Origin of the sequence: Sphingobium terrigena (genome assembly GCF_003591655.1) — a bacterium.
Classification (GTDB): Bacteria; Pseudomonadota; Alphaproteobacteria; order Sphingomonadales; family Sphingomonadaceae; genus Sphingobium; species Sphingobium terrigena.
The window spans coordinates 39,769-56,420 of record NZ_QVRA01000004.1 but is presented as its reverse complement, the minus strand read 5'-3'; the positions used below and the strand labels follow the sequence as shown (position 1 = coordinate 56,420).

Below are 16,652 nucleotides of genomic sequence, written 5' to 3'. Positions count from 1 at the left end.
ATACCCGTGAGTATAGAGGAGACGATCGGGTTTTATGTTGACCGAAATCCAGACGGCCATCCGCGATACAGTGCGCAGCTTCGCGCAGGACACGATCCGCCCGCACAGCACGCGCTTCGAGTCGGAGGGTGGCTATCCGCCTGCTCTGTTTGAGGAGATGGCGGGTCTGGGCCTGTGGGGCATGACCGCGCCGGAAAGCTATGGCGGGGCGGAGACGGACGCCGTGTCCTATGCGCTGGCGCTCATTGAGCTGGCGGCGGCGGACGGAGCACTCTCCACCATCGTGTCGATCCAGAACAGCATCCTCGTGTCCGGCCTGTTGAAGGACGGTAGCGAGGCGCAGAAGGCGCGCTTCCTGCCCGACCTGATCGGCGGGCGGACCATCGGCGCCTTTGCCCTGACTGAGGCGGACGCCGGATCGGATGCCTCGGCCGTCCGCACGCGCGCTACCAAGGTCGATGGCGGCTGGCGCATCACCGGTGCCAAGCAGTTCATCACGTCGGGCAAGATTGCGGGCGTCGTCATGGTGGTCGCAGTGACGGACCCGGACGCAGGCAAGAAAGGCCTGTCGGTGTTCATCGTGCCGACCGACCGGCCCGGCTACAGCGTCGACAAGGTCGAGCATAAAATGGGGCAGGGCGCATCCGACACCTGCGCGCTGCGCTTCGACGATATGTTTGTCGAGGATGAGTTGCTGATCGGCCAGCCGGGGCAGGGCTATCGCATCGCCCTCGCCAATCTGGAAACCGGCCGCATTGGCATCGCCGCGCAATGCGTCGGCATGGCGCAGGCTGCGCTCGACATTGCGGTCGCCTATGCCAAGGATCGCAAGAGCTTTGGCAAAGCCATCATGGAGCATCAGGCGGTGGGCTTCCGCCTCGCCGACCTCGCCACCCGGCTGGAAGCAGCGCGGCAATTGGTGCTGAACGCGGCGCGGGTCAAGGATGCGGGCCAGCCCTGCCTGACCGAAGCGTCGATGGCCAAGCTATTCGCATCGGAAGCCGCCGAACAGATCGTATCGGGCGCGCTCCAGACGCTGGGTGGCTATGGCTATCTGGAAGAATATGGCGTCGCCAAAATCTATCGCGATGTGCGGGTGTGCCAGATTTACGAAGGCACGTCCGACATCCAGCGCATGGTCATTGCGCGCAGTCTCTGAAAGGAATCCTTATGCAGAACGATCCGGTAGTCATCGCCAGCTATGCCCGCACGCCGATGGGCGGGTTTCAGGGTGCCTTGTCCGCGCTCAAGGCCACGGAGCTGGGCGCTGCGGCGGTCAAGGCGGCGGTCGAGCGGGCAGGCGTTTCGGTCGATGCGGTCGATCGCATCTATATGGGCTGCGTCCTGCCTGCAGGTCTGGGTCAGGCACCTGCCCGTCAGGCGGCGCTGGGCGCTGGCCTTGGCCTCAACACCGAAGCGACCACCGTCAACAAAATGTGTGGCTCCGGTATGCAGGCGGCGATCATGGCGCATGAGGCGCTGGCGTCCGGGGCTGTCGATGTCGTGATTGCAGGTGGCATGGAAAGCATGACCAATGCCCCCTACGCCCTGCCCAAGCATCGCAGCGGCGCGCGGATCGGCCATGACCGGATCATCGACACGATGATGATGGACGGGCTGGAAGATGCCTATGAACCCGGCAAGGCGATGGGCGTGTTCGCCGAGGAAGCGGTGCGCGATTATCAGTTCACCCGCGCCGATCAGGATGATTATGCCATCCGCTCGCTCGAACGCGCCAATGCCGCGATTGGCAGCGGGGCGTTTGTTCGCGAAATTACGCCGGTGACGGTCAAGGGCCGGGGCGGCGACACGATCGTCGACACCGACGAACAGCCGGGTAAGGCACGGCCGGACAAGATCCCTGGTCTCAAGCCCGCCTTCGTCAAGGATGGCACGATTACCGCCGCCAATGCCTCGTCCATTTCCGACGGCGCAGCTGCGCTGGTGATGACGCGGCAGAGCGTCGCTGACAAGCAGGGGATGAAGGTCGTTGCCCGCGTGGTCGCGACTGCGGGACATGCCCATGAGCCGTCGAAATTCACTACGGCCCCGGTCCCGGCGATGCGCAAGCTGCTGGAAAAGGCAGGCTGGTCGGTGGACGATGTCGATCTATTCGAGGTCAATGAAGCCTTTGCCGTCGTTGCGATGATTGCGGCGAAGGAACTGGGCATCCCGGCGGAAAAGCTGAACGTCAATGGCGGCGCGACCGCGCTGGGCCACCCGATCGGCGCATCGGGCGCGCGCATCGTCGCGACGCTGATCGGCGCGCTGGAAACGCGCGGGCTGAAGCGCGGCGTCGCCAGCCTGTGCATCGGCGGTGGCGAAGCGACAGCGATGGCGATCGAACTGGTCTGATCGAATAGGGGCAAGTATTTATGGATATCAAGGGTTTGGCTGCCATTGTTACGGGCGGCGCTTCGGGTCTGGGCAAGGCGACGGCAACAATGTTGGCGGCGCAGGGTGCCAAGGTTGCGATCTTCGACCTGAATGAGGACGCGGGCAAGGCTGTCGCCGCCGAACTGGGCGGCCTCTATGTCGGGGTCAATGTCGCCGACGATGCCAGCGTGGCCGCGGGACTGGACGCGGCCGAGGCGGCGCATGGCGTTGCACGCATCCTGGTCAACTGCGCGGGGATCGCGCCGGCGATCAAGACGGTGGGCAAGGAGAATGTGGCCCATCCGCTCGACACGTTTGCCAAGACCGTGACCGTCAACCTGATTGGCACGTTCAACGTCATTTCCAAATTTTCCGCCCGGCTGGCTGCGGCGGAGGTAATCGACGGGGAGCGTGGCGTCATCGTCAACACTGCATCGGTCGCAGCCTATGACGGGCAGATCGGGCAGGCGGCCTATAGCGCGTCGAAAGGCGGCGTCGTTGGCATGACCCTGCCGATCGCGCGCGACCTGGCGCAGCATAAGATTCGCGTCATGACGATCGCGCCGGGCATTTTCCTTACCCCCATGCTGGAAGCCTTTCCGCAAAATGTGCAGGACGCGCTGGGCGCGCAGGTGCCGCATCCTAGCCGCCTCGGCAAGCCTGCCGAATATGCGCAACTCGTGGAATCCATCATCCGCAACCCGATGCTGAATGGCGATGTCATCCGTCTGGACGGCGCGATCCGCATGGCGCCACGCTGATATGAGCGACGCCCCCGTCCTGTTCACGGTTGCTGACGGCATCGCCCGCGTCACGCTCAATCGGCCTGATGCAGGCAATGCGGTAGACTTGGCCATGGCGCGCGCCTTGGTCGATGTCGCGATCCGCTGTCAGACCGACAGCGCGATTCGCTGCGTCGTGCTGACCGGGGCGGGGCGGCTGTTCTGCGCTGGTGGCGATGTCAGCCTGTTCCAGTCGGCGGGCGACCATGTCGATGCGCTGCTGAGCGAATTGGCGGGCACGCTGCACATGGCGCTGGCGCGTTTTGCGCGCATGGCAAAGCCGTTGCTGGTGCTGGTCAACGGCCCGGCGGCGGGGGCGGGGCTTAGCCTGGCGATCAGCGGCGACGTGGTGCTGTGCGCGCGGTCGGCCCATTTCACGGCTGCTTATGGCGGACTGGGCCTGACCCCCGACGGGGGCATGAGCTGGCTGTTACCGCGTCTCGTTGGCCTCCGCAAAGCGCAGGAGATCATCCTGACCAATCGCCGGATCAAGGCACCAGAGGCCGAAGCGATCGGCATGGTGACGAGGCTGGTGGAGGATGGTCAGCTGGCATCGGAGGGCGATGCTGTGGCCGCGACGCTGGCCAATGCGGCGACCGGGGCGATCGGCGCGGCCCGCGCCTTGCTGCGCCAGAGTTTCGAGAGCGGGTTTGAAACCCAGCTCGACAATGAAGTGCAGGCGATTTCCAACGCCGGGGCGAGTGCTGAATGTCGCGAGGGGCTGGCCGCCTATTTCGGCAAAAGACCAGCCAATTTCAGGCATTAAGATTTCAGGGGAGTTTGATAGCATGGCAGAAGCCTATATTGTTGAAGCCGTCCGCACCGCCGGGGGCCGCGCGCGCAAGGGCGGGCTGATCGACGTGCATCCCGCTGATCTGGGCGCGACCGTCCTCAATGCACTGGTCGATCGCACCGGGGTCGATCCCGCCGCGATCGAGGATGTGATCGTGGGCTGCGTCAGCCAGGCGGGCGAACAAAGCTTTGCCTTTGGTCGCAATCTGGTGCTGGCGTCGAAACTGCCCGACAGTGTGCCTGCGGTGACGATCGACCGCCAGTGCGGGTCGTCGCAACAGGCGCTGCATTTCGCGGCGCAGGCGATCATGTCCGGCACGCAGGATCTGGTGATCGCGGCGGGTGCGGAAAGCATGACGCGGGTGCCGATGGGATCCAACTATCAGCTGCATGCCGCCGCAGGCCTGGGCGTCGGGCCATGGCCCAAGAGCATCCAGAATCGCTATGGCGTCGCTGAATTCAGCCAGTTCCACGGGGCGCAGGCGATCGCCAATAAATATGGTTTCACCCGCGAAGATATGGACGCCTTTGCGCTCGCCAGCCATGCCAAAGCGGCAGCGGCAATCGACAGCGGCGCATTCAAGAACGAGATCGTCGGTGTGGAAACGCCCGAAGGCCTGTTCGACACCGACGATGGCGTCCGGCGTGGCGGGACGATGGAAGCGATGGCCAGCGTCAAGACGCTGGAAGAAGGCGGCACCATCACTGCGGCCAATGCCAGCCAGATGACCGACGGCGCATCGGGTGTGCTGGTGGCCAGCGAAGCCGCGATCAAGCGCTTCAACCTGAAACCCATTGCCCGCATCGTCAATCTGACGGTGACGGCGGGCGACCCGGTCATCATGCTGGAAGAGCCGATCCCGGCGACCCGGCGCGCGTTCGAGCGGTCGGGCCTCAGCCTCAACGACATCGACCTGTTCGAGGTGAACGAGGCTTTCGCTGCGATCCCGATGGCGTGGCTGAAAGCAATCGGCGCGGACCCGGCCAAGCTCAACGTCAATGGCGGCGCGATTGCGCTGGGCCATCCGCTGGGCGCCAGCGGCACCAAGCTGATGTCTACGCTGATTCACGCGCTTAAGGCGCGCGGCAAGCGCTACGGCTTGCAGACGATGTGCGAAGGCGGCGGCGTCGCCAATGTGACGATCGTGGAAGCGCTGTAATGGGGATCAGGACGCGCTTTACCGATCTGTGCGGGATCGAACATCCGATCGTGCAGGGCGGGATGATGTGGGTTGGCCGGGCGGAATTGGCCGCCGCTGTCTCCAACGCAGGTGGCCTTGGCATATTGACCGCGCTGACCCAGCCGACGCCCGACGACCTGCGCCGGGAAATCGAGCGGTGCCGCACGATGACTGACAAGCCGTTCGGGGTGAATCTCACCATCCTGCCATCGGTCAATCCGCCACCCTATGCCGAGTATCGCAAGGCGATCATCGACAGCGGCGTGAAGATCGTCGAGACCGCCGGGCACAAGCCACAGGAGCATGTCGACGATTTCAAGGCGCATGGCGTCATCGTCGTCCATAAATGCACGGCGGTGCGCCACGCTTTGTCCGCACAGCGTATGGGCGTGGATGCGATCTCGATCGACGGGTTCGAGTGCGCCGGGCATCCGGGCGAGGATGATATTCCCGGCCTCATCCTGATCCCTGCTGCCGCCGACAAGCTGACCATCCCGATGATCGCCAGCGGTGGTTTCGGCGACGGGCGCGGTCTTGCCGCCGCTTTGGCACTGGGGGCGGACGGCATCAACATGGGCACCCGCTTCTGCGCGACCGTCGAAGCGCCGATCCATGACAATGTGAAGCAGTTTCTGGTCGATAATGACGAGCGGGGGACGAACCTCATCTTCCGCAAATTCCACAATACAGGGCGCGTCGCCAAGAATAGCGTGTCGGATCAGGTGGTCGAAATTTCGCTGCGCGAGGGCGCGGTGTTTCAGGATATCCAGCCGCTGGTGTCGGGCGCAAAGGGTCGGGTCGCGCTGGAGACGGGTGATCTGGACGCAGGCCTGGTCTGGGCCGGGCAGGTGCAGGGGTTGATCCACGACATCCCGACCTGCGAGGCGCTGATCAAGCGGATCGTCGGCGATGCCGAAGCGATCATACGCGGTCGGTTGAGCGACATGCTGAGCGGGGAATTGGTCGCGGCCTGAGCCTCATTGCTCGATCAACAGGGCAGCATATGGCTGCAGGTCGCCCGGCGCTGCCCCATTGACGGCGCTCAGGATGCGGCCCGACCCGTCAACGCCTGCGGGCCACGCTATCGCCGCGCGCGACAGGTTGAAAATACAGAGCAAAGACTGGTCGCCGCTGGTCCGCCGGAACGCAAGGCAGGCGGCATCGGCAACGATAATGTCCAGCGCGCCATGACGCAGCGCCGGGTTTGCCTTCCGTAGCGCCAGCATCGCGCGGCTGAAGTGGAGCAGCGATTCGGGATCACGCTCCTGCGCGTCCACGGCCAGCGCGAGATGATCCTCGCCATGGGGCAGCCAGGGTTCGACGCCGGAAAATCCTGCCTGCTTGGCGTCGGCGGACCAGGGCAGCGGCGTGCGGGCGCCGTCACGCGATAGGGTCAGCGGCCAGTTGGCGATAGCTTCGGGGTCCTGCAACCGCTCGAACGGAATATCGACCTGGGTGATCCCCAATTCCTCCCCCTGATAGAGGATGGCGTTGCCGCGCAGCGCCATCAGCAGCGCCATCTTCATCCGGGCAAAGGCGGGGCGATCTTCGGGCGCGCACCAACGCGACAGGGCGCGGGGGGCGTCATGATTCTCGAACGCCCAGCTTGGCCAGCCCATGCCCGGTTCGTCGGGCCAGCGATCGACCGTTTCCGCGACCAGCGCGGGGGTCAAGGCAGGCGCGTAGAGGAAGGTGAAGCCATAGGCGCTGTTGAGGCGCTTGTCCCCGGCAGTATAGGCTTTCATCTCCTCCTCGGCGAGCGCCCCGCCGACTTCGGCAACGGTGAAGATCGCGCCATATGCGTCGCACAGCGCCCGGATACGCTCGACAAAGGGGACGACGCCGGGGTGCGACTGGCTGTAGCGCTTGATCTGATAGTCGAACGGGCGAGTGCGGGGACTGCCATCGTCGGGGGCAGGGGGATTGTCGCGGAAATCGGGGTCGTGCATCGCATGGTTCAAGGCGTCGAGGCGAAACCCGTCCACGCCGCGATCGAGCCAGAACCGCATGACGTCCAGCAGAGCATCCTGCACTTGCGGGTTGTGGACGTTGAGTTGCGGCTGGCTGGTCAGGAACTGGTGCATATAATATTGGCCGCGCCGCGCGTCCCAGGTCCAGGCCGGGCCACCAAATACCGATTGCCAGTTGTTGGGCGGCGTACCGTCCGCCTTCGGATCGGCCCAGACATACCAGTCCGCCTTCTCGCCGCTGCGGCTCGCCCGGCTTTGTGCGAACCAGTCATGCTGGTCGGAACTATGGGCATAAACCTGGTCGATCGTGACCTTGAGGCCCAAAGCATGGGCGCGGGCGACCAGTGCATCGAAATCGGCGAGTGTGCCAAAGATCGGATCGACATCGCAATAATCGGCAATGTCGTAACCGAAGTCCCGCATGGGCGAAGTGAAGAAGGGCGAAATCCAGATCGCATCCGCCCCCAACCGGGCGATATGATCCAGCCTTTGCGTGATGCCGTTCAGATCGCCAATGCCGTCATCGTTGCTGTCCTGAAAGCTGCGCGGATAGATTTGATAGATGACCGCGCCCTTCCACCAGAGCTGGTCAGCTTTGTCGGCGGCATGGGGCATCGCTGGTTCGCTCCTATCGGACAGGCGGCGACATTGTGCAGCCGCAACCGGGACAATCTACACATCGCAAGCGGCAGGTGAAGTCCTCGATCGCGCGATTCGGCATCGTGCCGATTCGCCTGCTGATCACAAATTCACCCGACCGGGCGCGTCGTCGCTTGCGGATGCAGTCCCACCTTCCGTTACGGAAAGCAGTGCTATCGAGACAGGTGCATATTTTGCAATCGCGAACAAGGATTTCGCACTTGCAGCAAAGTCCAATTCGCGGGAAGCAGGAGGTGCCTTTCAGGCATCCTCTCCTAAACTTTCAAGGGCTGGTCTTCGGATCGGCCCTTTTTTTGTCCACTTCGACGATAGCCTCGCAAAAGCTCTGGCAGTTCGACGTGATATAAAGACCATTGTCGACAACATGGTGGGCGCAGGTGATTGTCACGCTGTCATCTGTTCGTCATAAGGCGCCATGACATTGCCATCCGGCCCATCCTCGCCACCGATTGATCGCATCCAGCAAAATGTGCTGGCTGCCTCAGAACGCCGCCTTTTGAACTGGCTCTGCGCCCGGATGCCGCGCTGGGTCACACCCGACCTGCTGACAGCGCTTGGTATGGTCGGGGCCTTCGCCATCTTTGCCGGCTATGCCGCCAGTAGCCTGCATGTCGGCTGGCTGTGGCTGGCGATCGGTGGCTATGTGCTGCAATGGTTCGGCGATTCCATGGACGGCAGCCTGGCGCGGTTCCGGCGGATCGAGCGGCCATCCTATGGCTATTTTATCGACCATAGTTGCGATGGCCTGGCAACGTTGTTGATCCTGGCCGGAATGGGGGCCAGCCCCTATATTCGCATGGATGTCGCGCTGGTGGCGCTGGCCGGTTATCTTCTGCTGTCGATCCATGCCTATCTGGCGGCGCGGGTGATGGGGGAGTTCAAACTTTCATACCTGTCCGCCGGTCCAACCGAGTTGCGGCTGATGCTGATCGGCCTGACGCTGGCTATGATGGCGCTGGGCTATGCGCCCGGCCTGTTCGGCGCGATTTCCGGGTTTGACCTGTTTGTCGGCGTCGTCTCGGTGATCCTGATCCTGCTGTTTGTCATCCAGACGCTCACGACCGCGAAGCGTCTGGCGATCAGCGACGCTAAGGATGCAGGCCGCTAACCGGCTTTACTGGCCGGCCCTCAATATCTCGACAGGGCTTAGCGACGCGGAAGCGATTGTGCGGTTGCGTCATGCGTCGCGGTCGATCGCTGGGTCGCACCCAGGATCAACTCGTTCAGACGCATTTCATCCTGAACGCCCGATGCAAAAGCAAGGCAAAGCCAGTCCAGACACCGTGCCAGCAGCAGCATGGTTCCTCTCCATTATTCTATATAACGCCGATCATAGCATGAATGCGCGGCGGGAGAAGAGAGATATTGAAACGCTATTGGCTCAGGCGACGACCGGATCGGCCTCCGCCACCAGCCGGGCCAGACGCGTTGCACTGACATCGTCCAATGGCGCGAACAGCAACAGCCTTTGCCCCGGCGCTTCCTCGATCGCATAGCTGGTATGGCGGAACATGATTTCGCCCACGCCCGGCATATCGGCGATGTTGGTATCCTCAAAATGCGCCATGATTTCCGACTCCTGCCAATATTGGCGGAAAAATTCGGATTGCTCCATCATGTCGGCAATAATACCTTCAAACACGTCCGGCTGGCTGGTGCGGCTATAGTCCCATTTGAAGCGGGCGATCAGGCGGCGACACATGTCCTGAAACTTGTCCGGGTCGGCGCGATAGCGGGGATTGAGCATCAGGATGCGGAACAGGTTGCGCTGTTCATGCGGCATCTGGCTGTAATCGCGAAAGGCGCGGGCGACCAGCCGGTTCCAGCCGATGACCGTCCAATCCTCTATGATGACCAGCGCCGGAATGGACAGCGCATCCATCAGATGCTGGGTGCCGGCATGGATCGTCTCGTCCGGCCGCATGGCCAGCGGCGGCGGGCGGTGCTGGGCCAGGGCGAACAGAAATTCGCGTTCGTTGGGGCTAAGGCGCAGGGTGCGGCTCAACCGTTCCAGCATCGGAGCGGACAATTGCACCTCACGCCCTTGCTCGAACCATGTGTACCAGGTCACGCTCATCCCCGCGAGCGTTGCCACCTCCTCGCGCCGCAGGCCGCGTGTCCTGCGACGCTCGCCTGCGGGCAGGCCGACATCGGACGGCGCCAGCTTGGCGCGGGCGGCTTTCAGGAAACGCGACAATTCTTCCCGCTGTGCCATGCCTTATCCAGTTACTCTCTATAATGGAACATCCACCGGCCTTCTTGCGGGCCGCTTGTTCTGCAAGACCCCTGCTGACGGGTCGGCAACATAGTCGACACAAGACAGGAGAGTGCGGTTGGCTGGCAAGCTATTTCTGACCTGCGCGGTGACGGGAAGTTCGCCGATGCCCGATCATCCCAATTTCCCGTTCCGGCCCGATCATGTCGCGGCCGAAGCCCTGGCAGCCGCTGAAGCGGGTGCCTCGATCATCCACCTGCATGTCCGCGACCGGGAAACGGGCGACCCCTCGCAGGCGCTCGACGATTATCGCGAGGTGGTGGGCCTCATTCGCGCCAAGAATGACGAGCTGATCCTGAACGTCACCACCGGGCCGGGTTGCACCTGGATGCAGAGCGACGATGATCCCGCGGTCTGCGGGCCGGGCACGCTGATGTTCACAGCGCAGCGGCGGCTGGAGCATATTCTCGACCTCAAGCCTGACATGTGCACGCTCGACATTTGTACGATGCAGTTGTGGGGTGGGGTGGCGATCAATCTTGATCCGATGATCACCACCATGGGTCATATGATTCAGGAGGCGGGCGTCCTGCCGGAGATTGAATGTTTCGAGGCAGGCGATTTCGTCTTTGCCGATGATCTGATGGCCAAGGGTGCGATCCCCAAAAACGCGCCCTTCACCTTCGTGCTGGGAACCAAATATGGCCTGCCGGCGACGACCGAAGCGATGCTCTACGCCAGGAACCAGATACCGCGCGGCACGCCCTTCACCGGCTTTGGCGTCAGCCGCCACAGCTTCCCGATGGCGGCGCAGTCGGTGCTGCTGGGCGGCAATGTCCGGGTGGGTTTTGAGGACACCATCTATTTGCGGCGCGGGCGCATGGCCGTCGACAATGCCGATTTGGTCCGCTGGGGCGTCGAGATGATCGAGCGGATGGGCGGCGACATCGCCAGCGCCGGGGAAGCGCGCGCGATGCTGGGCCTGAAACAGTAAGGGAGAGAGATATGACGCAGGCAATCACAGCGCCCATGGCCGATGTGCGGGGGCGGACGGCCTTCATTACCGGCGGCGCGAACGGCATCGGCCTTGGCATCGCGCGGGCGCTGGTGCGGGCCGGGGCCAATGTGGTGATCGCCGACATCCGGCAGGACGCGCTGGCAGCAGCAAAGGCTGATCTGGCCGCCGATGCCCAGGTGGAGACGGTGCAACTGGACGTCACGGACCGCGTCGCTTTCGCCCGTGCGGCGGATGCAGCGGAGGCACGGTTCGGGAAAATCCATATGCTGATCGGCAATGCCGGGGTCGGCGTCATGGGTCCGGTGCTGGACGCGCGGTTCGATGACTGGGACTGGGGCATGGGGGTCAATCTGGGCGGAGTCATCAACGGCCTCGTCACCATCCTTCCCCGGATCAAGGCCCATGGGGAGGGCGGGCAGATCGTCACCACATCGTCCCAGTCGGCGCTGATCCCGATCAGCTACTCGGCCATCTATACCGCGGCCAAGGCGGCGGTGCTGGGGATTTCCGAAGCGATAAGGGGGGAACTGGCGGCGGAAAATATCGGCGTCTCAGCCTTCATGCCGGGACCGGTGCAGAGCAATATCGCCCATAGCGGCGAATTGCGGCCCGCCGAATATCGCGAAGATAGCGGCTATCGCGCGCGCGAGGAGGCGTTGGAAAAGCGCCCTGTCTCGCCGCTGTGGATGAGCGCCGACGAAGTGGGTGAGCGGGTGCTGGCGGGGATATGCGCCAACGACCTTTATATATTGACCCACCCCGAATTTGCCGCCGGGATGCGGACTCGTTTCGACGCGATTCTGGCGTCGATGCCGCACGAAACGGTCAATCAGGAGCGGGCCAAGGAGATTGGCTTCCTGCTGTCCAACCCGGTGTTCGACGCCCAGCTGGCGCAGCGCAGCGTCAGGGAAACAGTCGACAGCTGACTTTGTAAATCCCTCTGGCCGGGCGAAAAGGGGTTAGCCCGGCCAGCTTTTTTGGGAACGTCAAAATCCTACAGGCTTGCGCTTAACTTCGCATATTTCCCGGCAAATGCGACATTTTATATCCAGTTTGCGACACTATATGTCTTTTCCTGGCCGCGATTCCGACAGGCTTTTTAGCATGGTCGGCGGATGTAGGACAGCGCCCGCCAAGCAGGCGATGAGCCATTAATAATTCCACTGAACCTGCGTGCGGATGAGGTTGCCTTCTGCGCGGCCGGTGCGGCGTTCGTCGGCTTCGGCGCGCTTCATCCGGGCATAGGCGAAGGTGAATTCCAGCGCCTTCCATGGCTGCCATTCGACGCCCAGTTCAAATTCGTCGGTTTCCAGACGCGGGGCGTTGGTCCCCGCCTTCCAGCCGCCGCGATAATGCTGCCAGCGGCCGTAGGGCATCATCGATCCGAGATTTTCGGTCGGCAGGCGCATCATCGCCTGGACATAGCCGCCCTGCAGATTCTTGGTCTGGATCGACTGGGTGGCGACATCAAATTCCGGTCCCTTGCCCCAGTTCCATTCGGCCTGGATGCCGAACGGCTTGGGGTAGAGCATGGCGTGCAGGCCGACGCGATTATCCTTATAGGCGACCGGGCTGACGCCGCCGCTGCGCAGTTCGGGCTGGACGTCGTTCATCATCGCCGATCCGCCAAATTCGACCACCTGATCGCCAATCTCGAACGGCCATGTCGCCAGCGCCACCTTCATCAGGCCGCGATTCTGCTCGGTCTTGTTGATGCCCTGACCATTGAACACGCCGACGCCGAAGGCACCGTAATTGCCGAACAATTTTTGTCCGTCGCGGGTCAGTTCATCCCAGATTTTCTGGACCGAGGGCGGGGTGTAATAGGCAACGATGCCAAGGTCCCGCTCGCTCGGCACCGCGCTGTTGATCGCGTCGCTGCGGTCGAGCGTCAGCCGGTTGGACGAGGACTGCATATTTTCCCAGCCATAAGGGACTTTGGATTGACCAAAGCGGACGCGAACGCTCTTGGCCTTGTCCAGGAACACGTCGGCATAGGCGTCGCGCAACTGGACGAAGCCTTCGCGCCGCTCGCTGCCCGCCTGATTATTCACGGCTGTCGCAAAATCGGGCTGGAGATAGAGGGAGACGCGATCGGAAATATCGCCCTGCACGATCAGGCGAACGCGGCGGAGCGAGAAGCTGCCCCGGTCCGAAATGCTGCTGTCATGGACGGAGCGCAGGCGCGATACGCCCGTTGGCGCCGTGTCGTCGCCCGACAGGAAAGCATTGTAGCGCATCTGGGTATAGCCGCGCAGGGTCAGCCGGTCATACCAGGCCTTGGACTTGGCCGATGCAGTGGTGGGGGCTGGCGCGGGAGCCGATGCCAGCACGGTGGGCGCTGCGGCCGATGTCGTGGCAGGCGTCGTCGACTGTGGCGGCACCTGCGCGACGACGGGCGCGGTCTGGCTCTTGCTGGCAGCGAGCGCCGAGACGAGCGACTGGACCTGTGCTTTCAGCTCGTCAATCTGCGCTTGCAGCTGCTCTACCGTCTGCGCCTGCGCGGCCTGCGGCATCAGCGCCAGCAGGCTGACGGCCAGTCCCGCCTGAATATGTTTCGATCGGATCATATGCTCGCCCCTCATTGTCGGGGCGCGTTTATGGCGATTCGATGACAGCTATATGACAGCAATAGACTTGATTCTGTAACAATCCAGCCATCGGGGATTTGCAGTTCAGCCCAGCCCCAGCAGCCTGACCGCATTATCCTTCATGATCAGCGGCAGCACCTCTTCCCGAAAACCCGCTTCACGCGCGGCGTCGATCCATTTTTCCGGGCGAATGAGCGGCCAGTCCGACCCGAACAGCATCTTATGTTTGAGTTGCGTATTTGCGTATTGGATCACCTGCTTAGGAAAATATTTGGGCGACCAGCCCGAAAGGTCCATGAATATATTGTCCTTGTGCAGCGCCATCGACAGGCTTTCGTCGGTCCATGGCCAGCTGGGATGGGCCAGGATGATTTTCATGTCGGGGAAATCGACCGCAACATCATCCACCAATATGGGCTGGCCATATTTCAGGCGCACGCCGCCGCCGCCCTTCATCCCCGTTCCCATGCCCGAATGGCCGGTGTGGAAGATGGCGGGTAATTTATATTCCGCGATGACTTCATAGATGGGATAGGCGACCCGGTCAGCCGGGTGGCAATCCTGCATGATGCCATGGAATTTGAAGCCCCTGACCCCATGATTTTCGACCAGATCGCGCGCCTCCCGCGCGCCGAACTTGCCCTTGCGCGGGTCGATAGAGGCGAAGGGGATGACGATGTCGTCATGTTCCGCCGCAATGTCTGCCACTTCATAATTGCTGATCCGCTTGGCCCCGATGCCGCTCTCACAATCGACGGTGAACAGGCAGAAAGCGATATTCTGCGCGCGATAATAAGCGATGGTTTCAGGGATGGTCGGGCGCTTGCGATCCGCCTTGAAATAGGCCGACGCCGCGTCGAAAAATTTGGCCATCACCGGGTCTTCCGGGTCATGGCAGGACACTTCGGCATGAACATGCACGTCGATGGCCAGGATTTTGGACGGATCAATCGGCATGGGCGTTTTCCAATACTTTATCTTCGTTGGCGCGGTGGATGACATAGGCGCGAATGTCGTCAATTTCTGCCGCGGTAAAGATCGACGCGAAGCTGACCATGCCATTATCCTTGAGCGCGCCGTCATGGACGACCTGCTTCCACATGTCGGCGTCGTTCAGCGTGCCGCTATGGCGCAGGTCGGGGACAAGGCTCCCGCCCACCGCCGCGTCGCCATGGCAGGTGCTGCAATAGCGGCCAAAGCGCGCGCCGCCTGCCGCGATCGTGGCTGCGCTGGCGGTAGAGGGCGGGGGATCGAGCGGCATTGTCGCCAGTGGCGGGGCGGGGGGCAGGGCCGCCTTGCCATCCAGCCGGAACACCAGCAGGCGGGAGATATTGCGGCTCGGCCCGCTCTTGTCAGACAGGATGCCGGGTGCCAGCGCCCAGACCCCGCCCCAGCCGGCCATCACCGCAACATATTGCTGCCCATCCAGTTCATAGCTGATGGGAGCCGCGACGATGCCGGTCTGCGCCGGGAAGGACCAGAGCTTGCGCCCGTCCTTCGTCGCATAGGCGTTGAAGTCCCCGGAGGCCGTCCCCTGAAACACCAGATCGCCGCCGGTCGCGAGCAGCCCGCCATTCCATGGTCCTGTATAGGACACGCGCCAGCGTTCCTTCTGCGCAATCGGGTCCCAGGCGATGAGTGCGCCGGTGGTCGCCTTCATCGCCGCGTCGCGCACCGCCTTGTCGGCTGGCATGGCGGCGGCAGCGATATCGACGCCGACGTTGAAGCCCAGCCTGTTCGCCTTCCACCCCTTTTCGGGAATATAAGGGAAGGCGGCGAGATTGGCCGGGATGAACACCAGCGAGGTTTTGGGATCGAACGCCATTGGGTGCCAGCTATGCGCGCCGGTCGCGCCGGGGGAGCCGATGAAGGGCTTGCCGGTCTTGTAATAGCGCGCCTCAGGGTTTTCGATCGGCCGCCCGGTCGTCATGTCGATGCCGCTGGCCCAATTGACCGGCACGAAATTTTTGGCCGACAACAGCTTTCCGTTGGTCCGGTCGAGCATGTAGAAAAAGCCGTTCTTGGGTGCCTGCATCAGCACCTTGCGCCTGGCACCGCCCATGTCGAGATCGGCCAGCATGATATGCTGGGTGGCGGTAAAGTCCCAGCTGTCGCCGGGCGTCGTCTGATAATGCCAGGCATAGGCACCGGTTTTCGCATGGACCGCGACGATGGACGACAGATAGAGATTGTCGCCCTTGCCCTCCGACCGATAGGCCTGATTCCAGGGCGATCCGTTGCCGACGCCGATATAGAGCAGGTCCAGTTCTGGGTCATAGGCCATCGCATCCCACACCGTGCCGCCGCCGCCCTGCTTCCACCATTCGCCATGCCAGGTGGCGGCGGCCTTCTTCAGATAGTCCGGTTCTTGCTCGGTGCCGGGTTGCGCCGGGACAGTGTAGAAACGCCAGCGCTCCTTGCCCGTGTCCGCATCATAGGCGGCGACATAGCCGCGCGCGCCGAACTCCGCGCCGCCATTGCCGATGATGACCATGCCGTTCACGACCCGTGGCGCGCCGGTGATGGTGTAATTCTTGCTCTGGTCGAGGGTGACGACGCTCCACGTCGCCTTGCCCGTCTTGCGGTCGATGGCGATCAGCCGCCCGTCGAGCGTGCCGACGAAGACCTTGTCGCCCCATGCCGCCACGCCGCGATTGACTGCGTCGCAGCAGGCCTTGACCAATGTTTCGCGCGGCACTGCCGGGTCGAACGACCAGAGCAGCTTGCCGGTGCGTGCGTCATAGGCCTTCACCATGCTCCACGCGGTCGAGACATAGAGGATGCCGTCGATGAACAAAGGCGTCGCCTCCTGCCCGCGATTGGTGTCGAGATCCGCGAACCAGTCGAGGCCGAGCCTGCCGATCGTATCCTGATTGATCGCAGTCAGCGGGCTGAAACGCTGCTCGTCATAGGTGCGCCCTGTCGAGAGCCATTGCGCCGGTGCGGCGGCAATGATCCGCGCTGCATCGACGCCACCGACGCCCGTTGCGCCATTGCCCTGGCTACAGGCGGCCAGCGCCAAACTGCCCATCGTCATTGCCCAGAGTGCAACCCGCATCCTCATCCC

At 62.9% G+C, this 16,652-nt stretch carries 15 protein-coding genes; 9 read left to right on the top strand and 6 right to left on the bottom strand.

Annotated features, from left to right (window positions below; genetic code table 11):
- Positions 1 to 34 precede the first annotated feature (34 nt).
- The 6 genes from D0Z70_RS05730 to D0Z70_RS05705 are packed head-to-tail and all read left to right on the top strand — an operon-like array spanning position 35 to position 6,105.
- On the top strand, positions 35 to 1,159 hold the full coding sequence (locus D0Z70_RS05730; protein ID WP_119744496.1) for an acyl-CoA dehydrogenase family protein: 1,125 nt from the start codon (positions 35 to 37) through the stop codon (positions 1,157 to 1,159).
- 11 nt (positions 1,160 to 1,170) lie between these two features.
- On the top strand, positions 1,171 to 2,355 hold the full coding sequence (locus D0Z70_RS05725; RefSeq protein WP_119744495.1) for an acetyl-CoA C-acyltransferase: 1,185 nt from the start codon (positions 1,171 to 1,173) through the stop codon (positions 2,353 to 2,355).
- Positions 2,356 to 2,375: 20 nt separating this feature from the next.
- Positions 2,376 to 3,137, top strand: coding sequence for an SDR family NAD(P)-dependent oxidoreductase (locus D0Z70_RS05720; RefSeq protein WP_119744494.1), 762 nt, complete (start codon positions 2,376 to 2,378; stop codon positions 3,135 to 3,137).
- A gap of 1 nt (position 3,138) precedes the next feature.
- Positions 3,139 to 3,924 (top strand): enoyl-CoA hydratase/isomerase family protein, encoded by a 786-nt coding sequence (locus D0Z70_RS05715; RefSeq protein WP_119744493.1) that lies wholly within the window; start codon positions 3,139 to 3,141, stop codon positions 3,922 to 3,924.
- Positions 3,925 to 3,946: 22 nt separating this feature from the next.
- Positions 3,947 to 5,110 (top strand): acetyl-CoA C-acetyltransferase, encoded by a 1,164-nt coding sequence (locus tag D0Z70_RS05710; RefSeq protein ID WP_119744492.1) that lies wholly within the window; start codon positions 3,947 to 3,949, stop codon positions 5,108 to 5,110.
- A complete protein-coding gene (locus D0Z70_RS05705) occupies positions 5,110 to 6,105 on the top strand; it encodes an NAD(P)H-dependent flavin oxidoreductase (RefSeq protein WP_119744491.1) in 996 nt (331 codons plus the stop codon). Before D0Z70_RS05710 ends, D0Z70_RS05705 begins: the two co-directional genes overlap by 1 nt.
- A 3-nt stretch (positions 6,106 to 6,108) precedes the next feature.
- On the opposite strand, the gene D0Z70_RS05700 is transcribed toward D0Z70_RS05705, so the two are convergent.
- A complete protein-coding gene (locus tag D0Z70_RS05700) occupies positions 6,109 to 7,716 on the bottom strand; it encodes an alpha-glucosidase (protein ID WP_119744490.1) in 1,608 nt (535 codons plus the stop codon).
- 460 nt (positions 7,717 to 8,176) lie between these two features.
- Between D0Z70_RS05700 and D0Z70_RS05695 the strand changes: the two genes are divergently transcribed.
- A complete protein-coding gene (locus D0Z70_RS05695; RefSeq protein ID WP_119744489.1) occupies positions 8,177 to 8,869 on the top strand; it encodes a CDP-alcohol phosphatidyltransferase family protein in 693 nt (230 codons plus the stop codon).
- A gap of 38 nt (positions 8,870 to 8,907) precedes the next feature.
- On the opposite strand, the gene D0Z70_RS24845 is transcribed toward D0Z70_RS05695, so the two are convergent.
- Positions 8,908 to 9,060 carry a hypothetical protein gene (locus tag D0Z70_RS24845; protein WP_182913856.1) on the bottom strand — a complete coding sequence of 51 codons (153 nt, stop codon included), beginning with the start codon at positions 9,058 to 9,060 and terminating at the stop codon, positions 8,908 to 8,910.
- Between the two features lie 82 nt (positions 9,061 to 9,142).
- Positions 9,143 to 9,976 (bottom strand): helix-turn-helix transcriptional regulator, encoded by an 834-nt coding sequence (locus tag D0Z70_RS05690; RefSeq protein ID WP_119744488.1) that lies wholly within the window; start codon positions 9,974 to 9,976, stop codon positions 9,143 to 9,145.
- Between the two features lie 118 nt (positions 9,977 to 10,094).
- Between D0Z70_RS05690 and D0Z70_RS05685 the strand changes: the two genes are divergently transcribed.
- Both D0Z70_RS05685 and D0Z70_RS05680 read left to right on the top strand, forming a co-directional pair.
- On the top strand, positions 10,095 to 10,970 hold the full coding sequence (locus D0Z70_RS05685; RefSeq protein ID WP_119744487.1) for a beta-keto acid cleavage family enzyme: 876 nt from the start codon (positions 10,095 to 10,097) through the stop codon (positions 10,968 to 10,970).
- A gap of 11 nt (positions 10,971 to 10,981) precedes the next feature.
- Complete coding sequence (locus D0Z70_RS05680; protein WP_119744486.1) at positions 10,982 to 11,920, top strand: SDR family NAD(P)-dependent oxidoreductase; 939 nt, start codon at positions 10,982 to 10,984, stop codon at positions 11,918 to 11,920.
- A 225-nt stretch (positions 11,921 to 12,145) separates the two neighbouring features.
- Here D0Z70_RS05680 and D0Z70_RS05675 read toward each other — a convergent pair whose 3' ends face one another.
- The 3 genes from D0Z70_RS05675 to D0Z70_RS05665 form a co-directional block, all read right to left on the bottom strand.
- The gene (locus D0Z70_RS05675; protein ID WP_119744485.1) at positions 12,146 to 13,564 is read right to left on the bottom strand and encodes a porin; all 1,419 of its coding nucleotides are present in this window, start codon (positions 13,562 to 13,564) and stop codon (positions 12,146 to 12,148) included.
- A 105-nt stretch (positions 13,565 to 13,669) separates the two neighbouring features.
- Complete coding sequence (locus D0Z70_RS05670; RefSeq protein WP_119744484.1) at positions 13,670 to 14,542, bottom strand: amidohydrolase family protein; 873 nt, start codon at positions 14,540 to 14,542, stop codon at positions 13,670 to 13,672.
- On the bottom strand, positions 14,532 to 16,622 hold the full coding sequence (locus tag D0Z70_RS05665) for a PQQ-dependent dehydrogenase, methanol/ethanol family (RefSeq protein ID WP_420820369.1): 2,091 nt from the start codon (positions 16,620 to 16,622) through the stop codon (positions 14,532 to 14,534). Before D0Z70_RS05665 ends, D0Z70_RS05670 begins: the two co-directional genes overlap by 11 nt.
- Between the last annotated feature and the right edge of the window lie 30 nt (positions 16,623 to 16,652).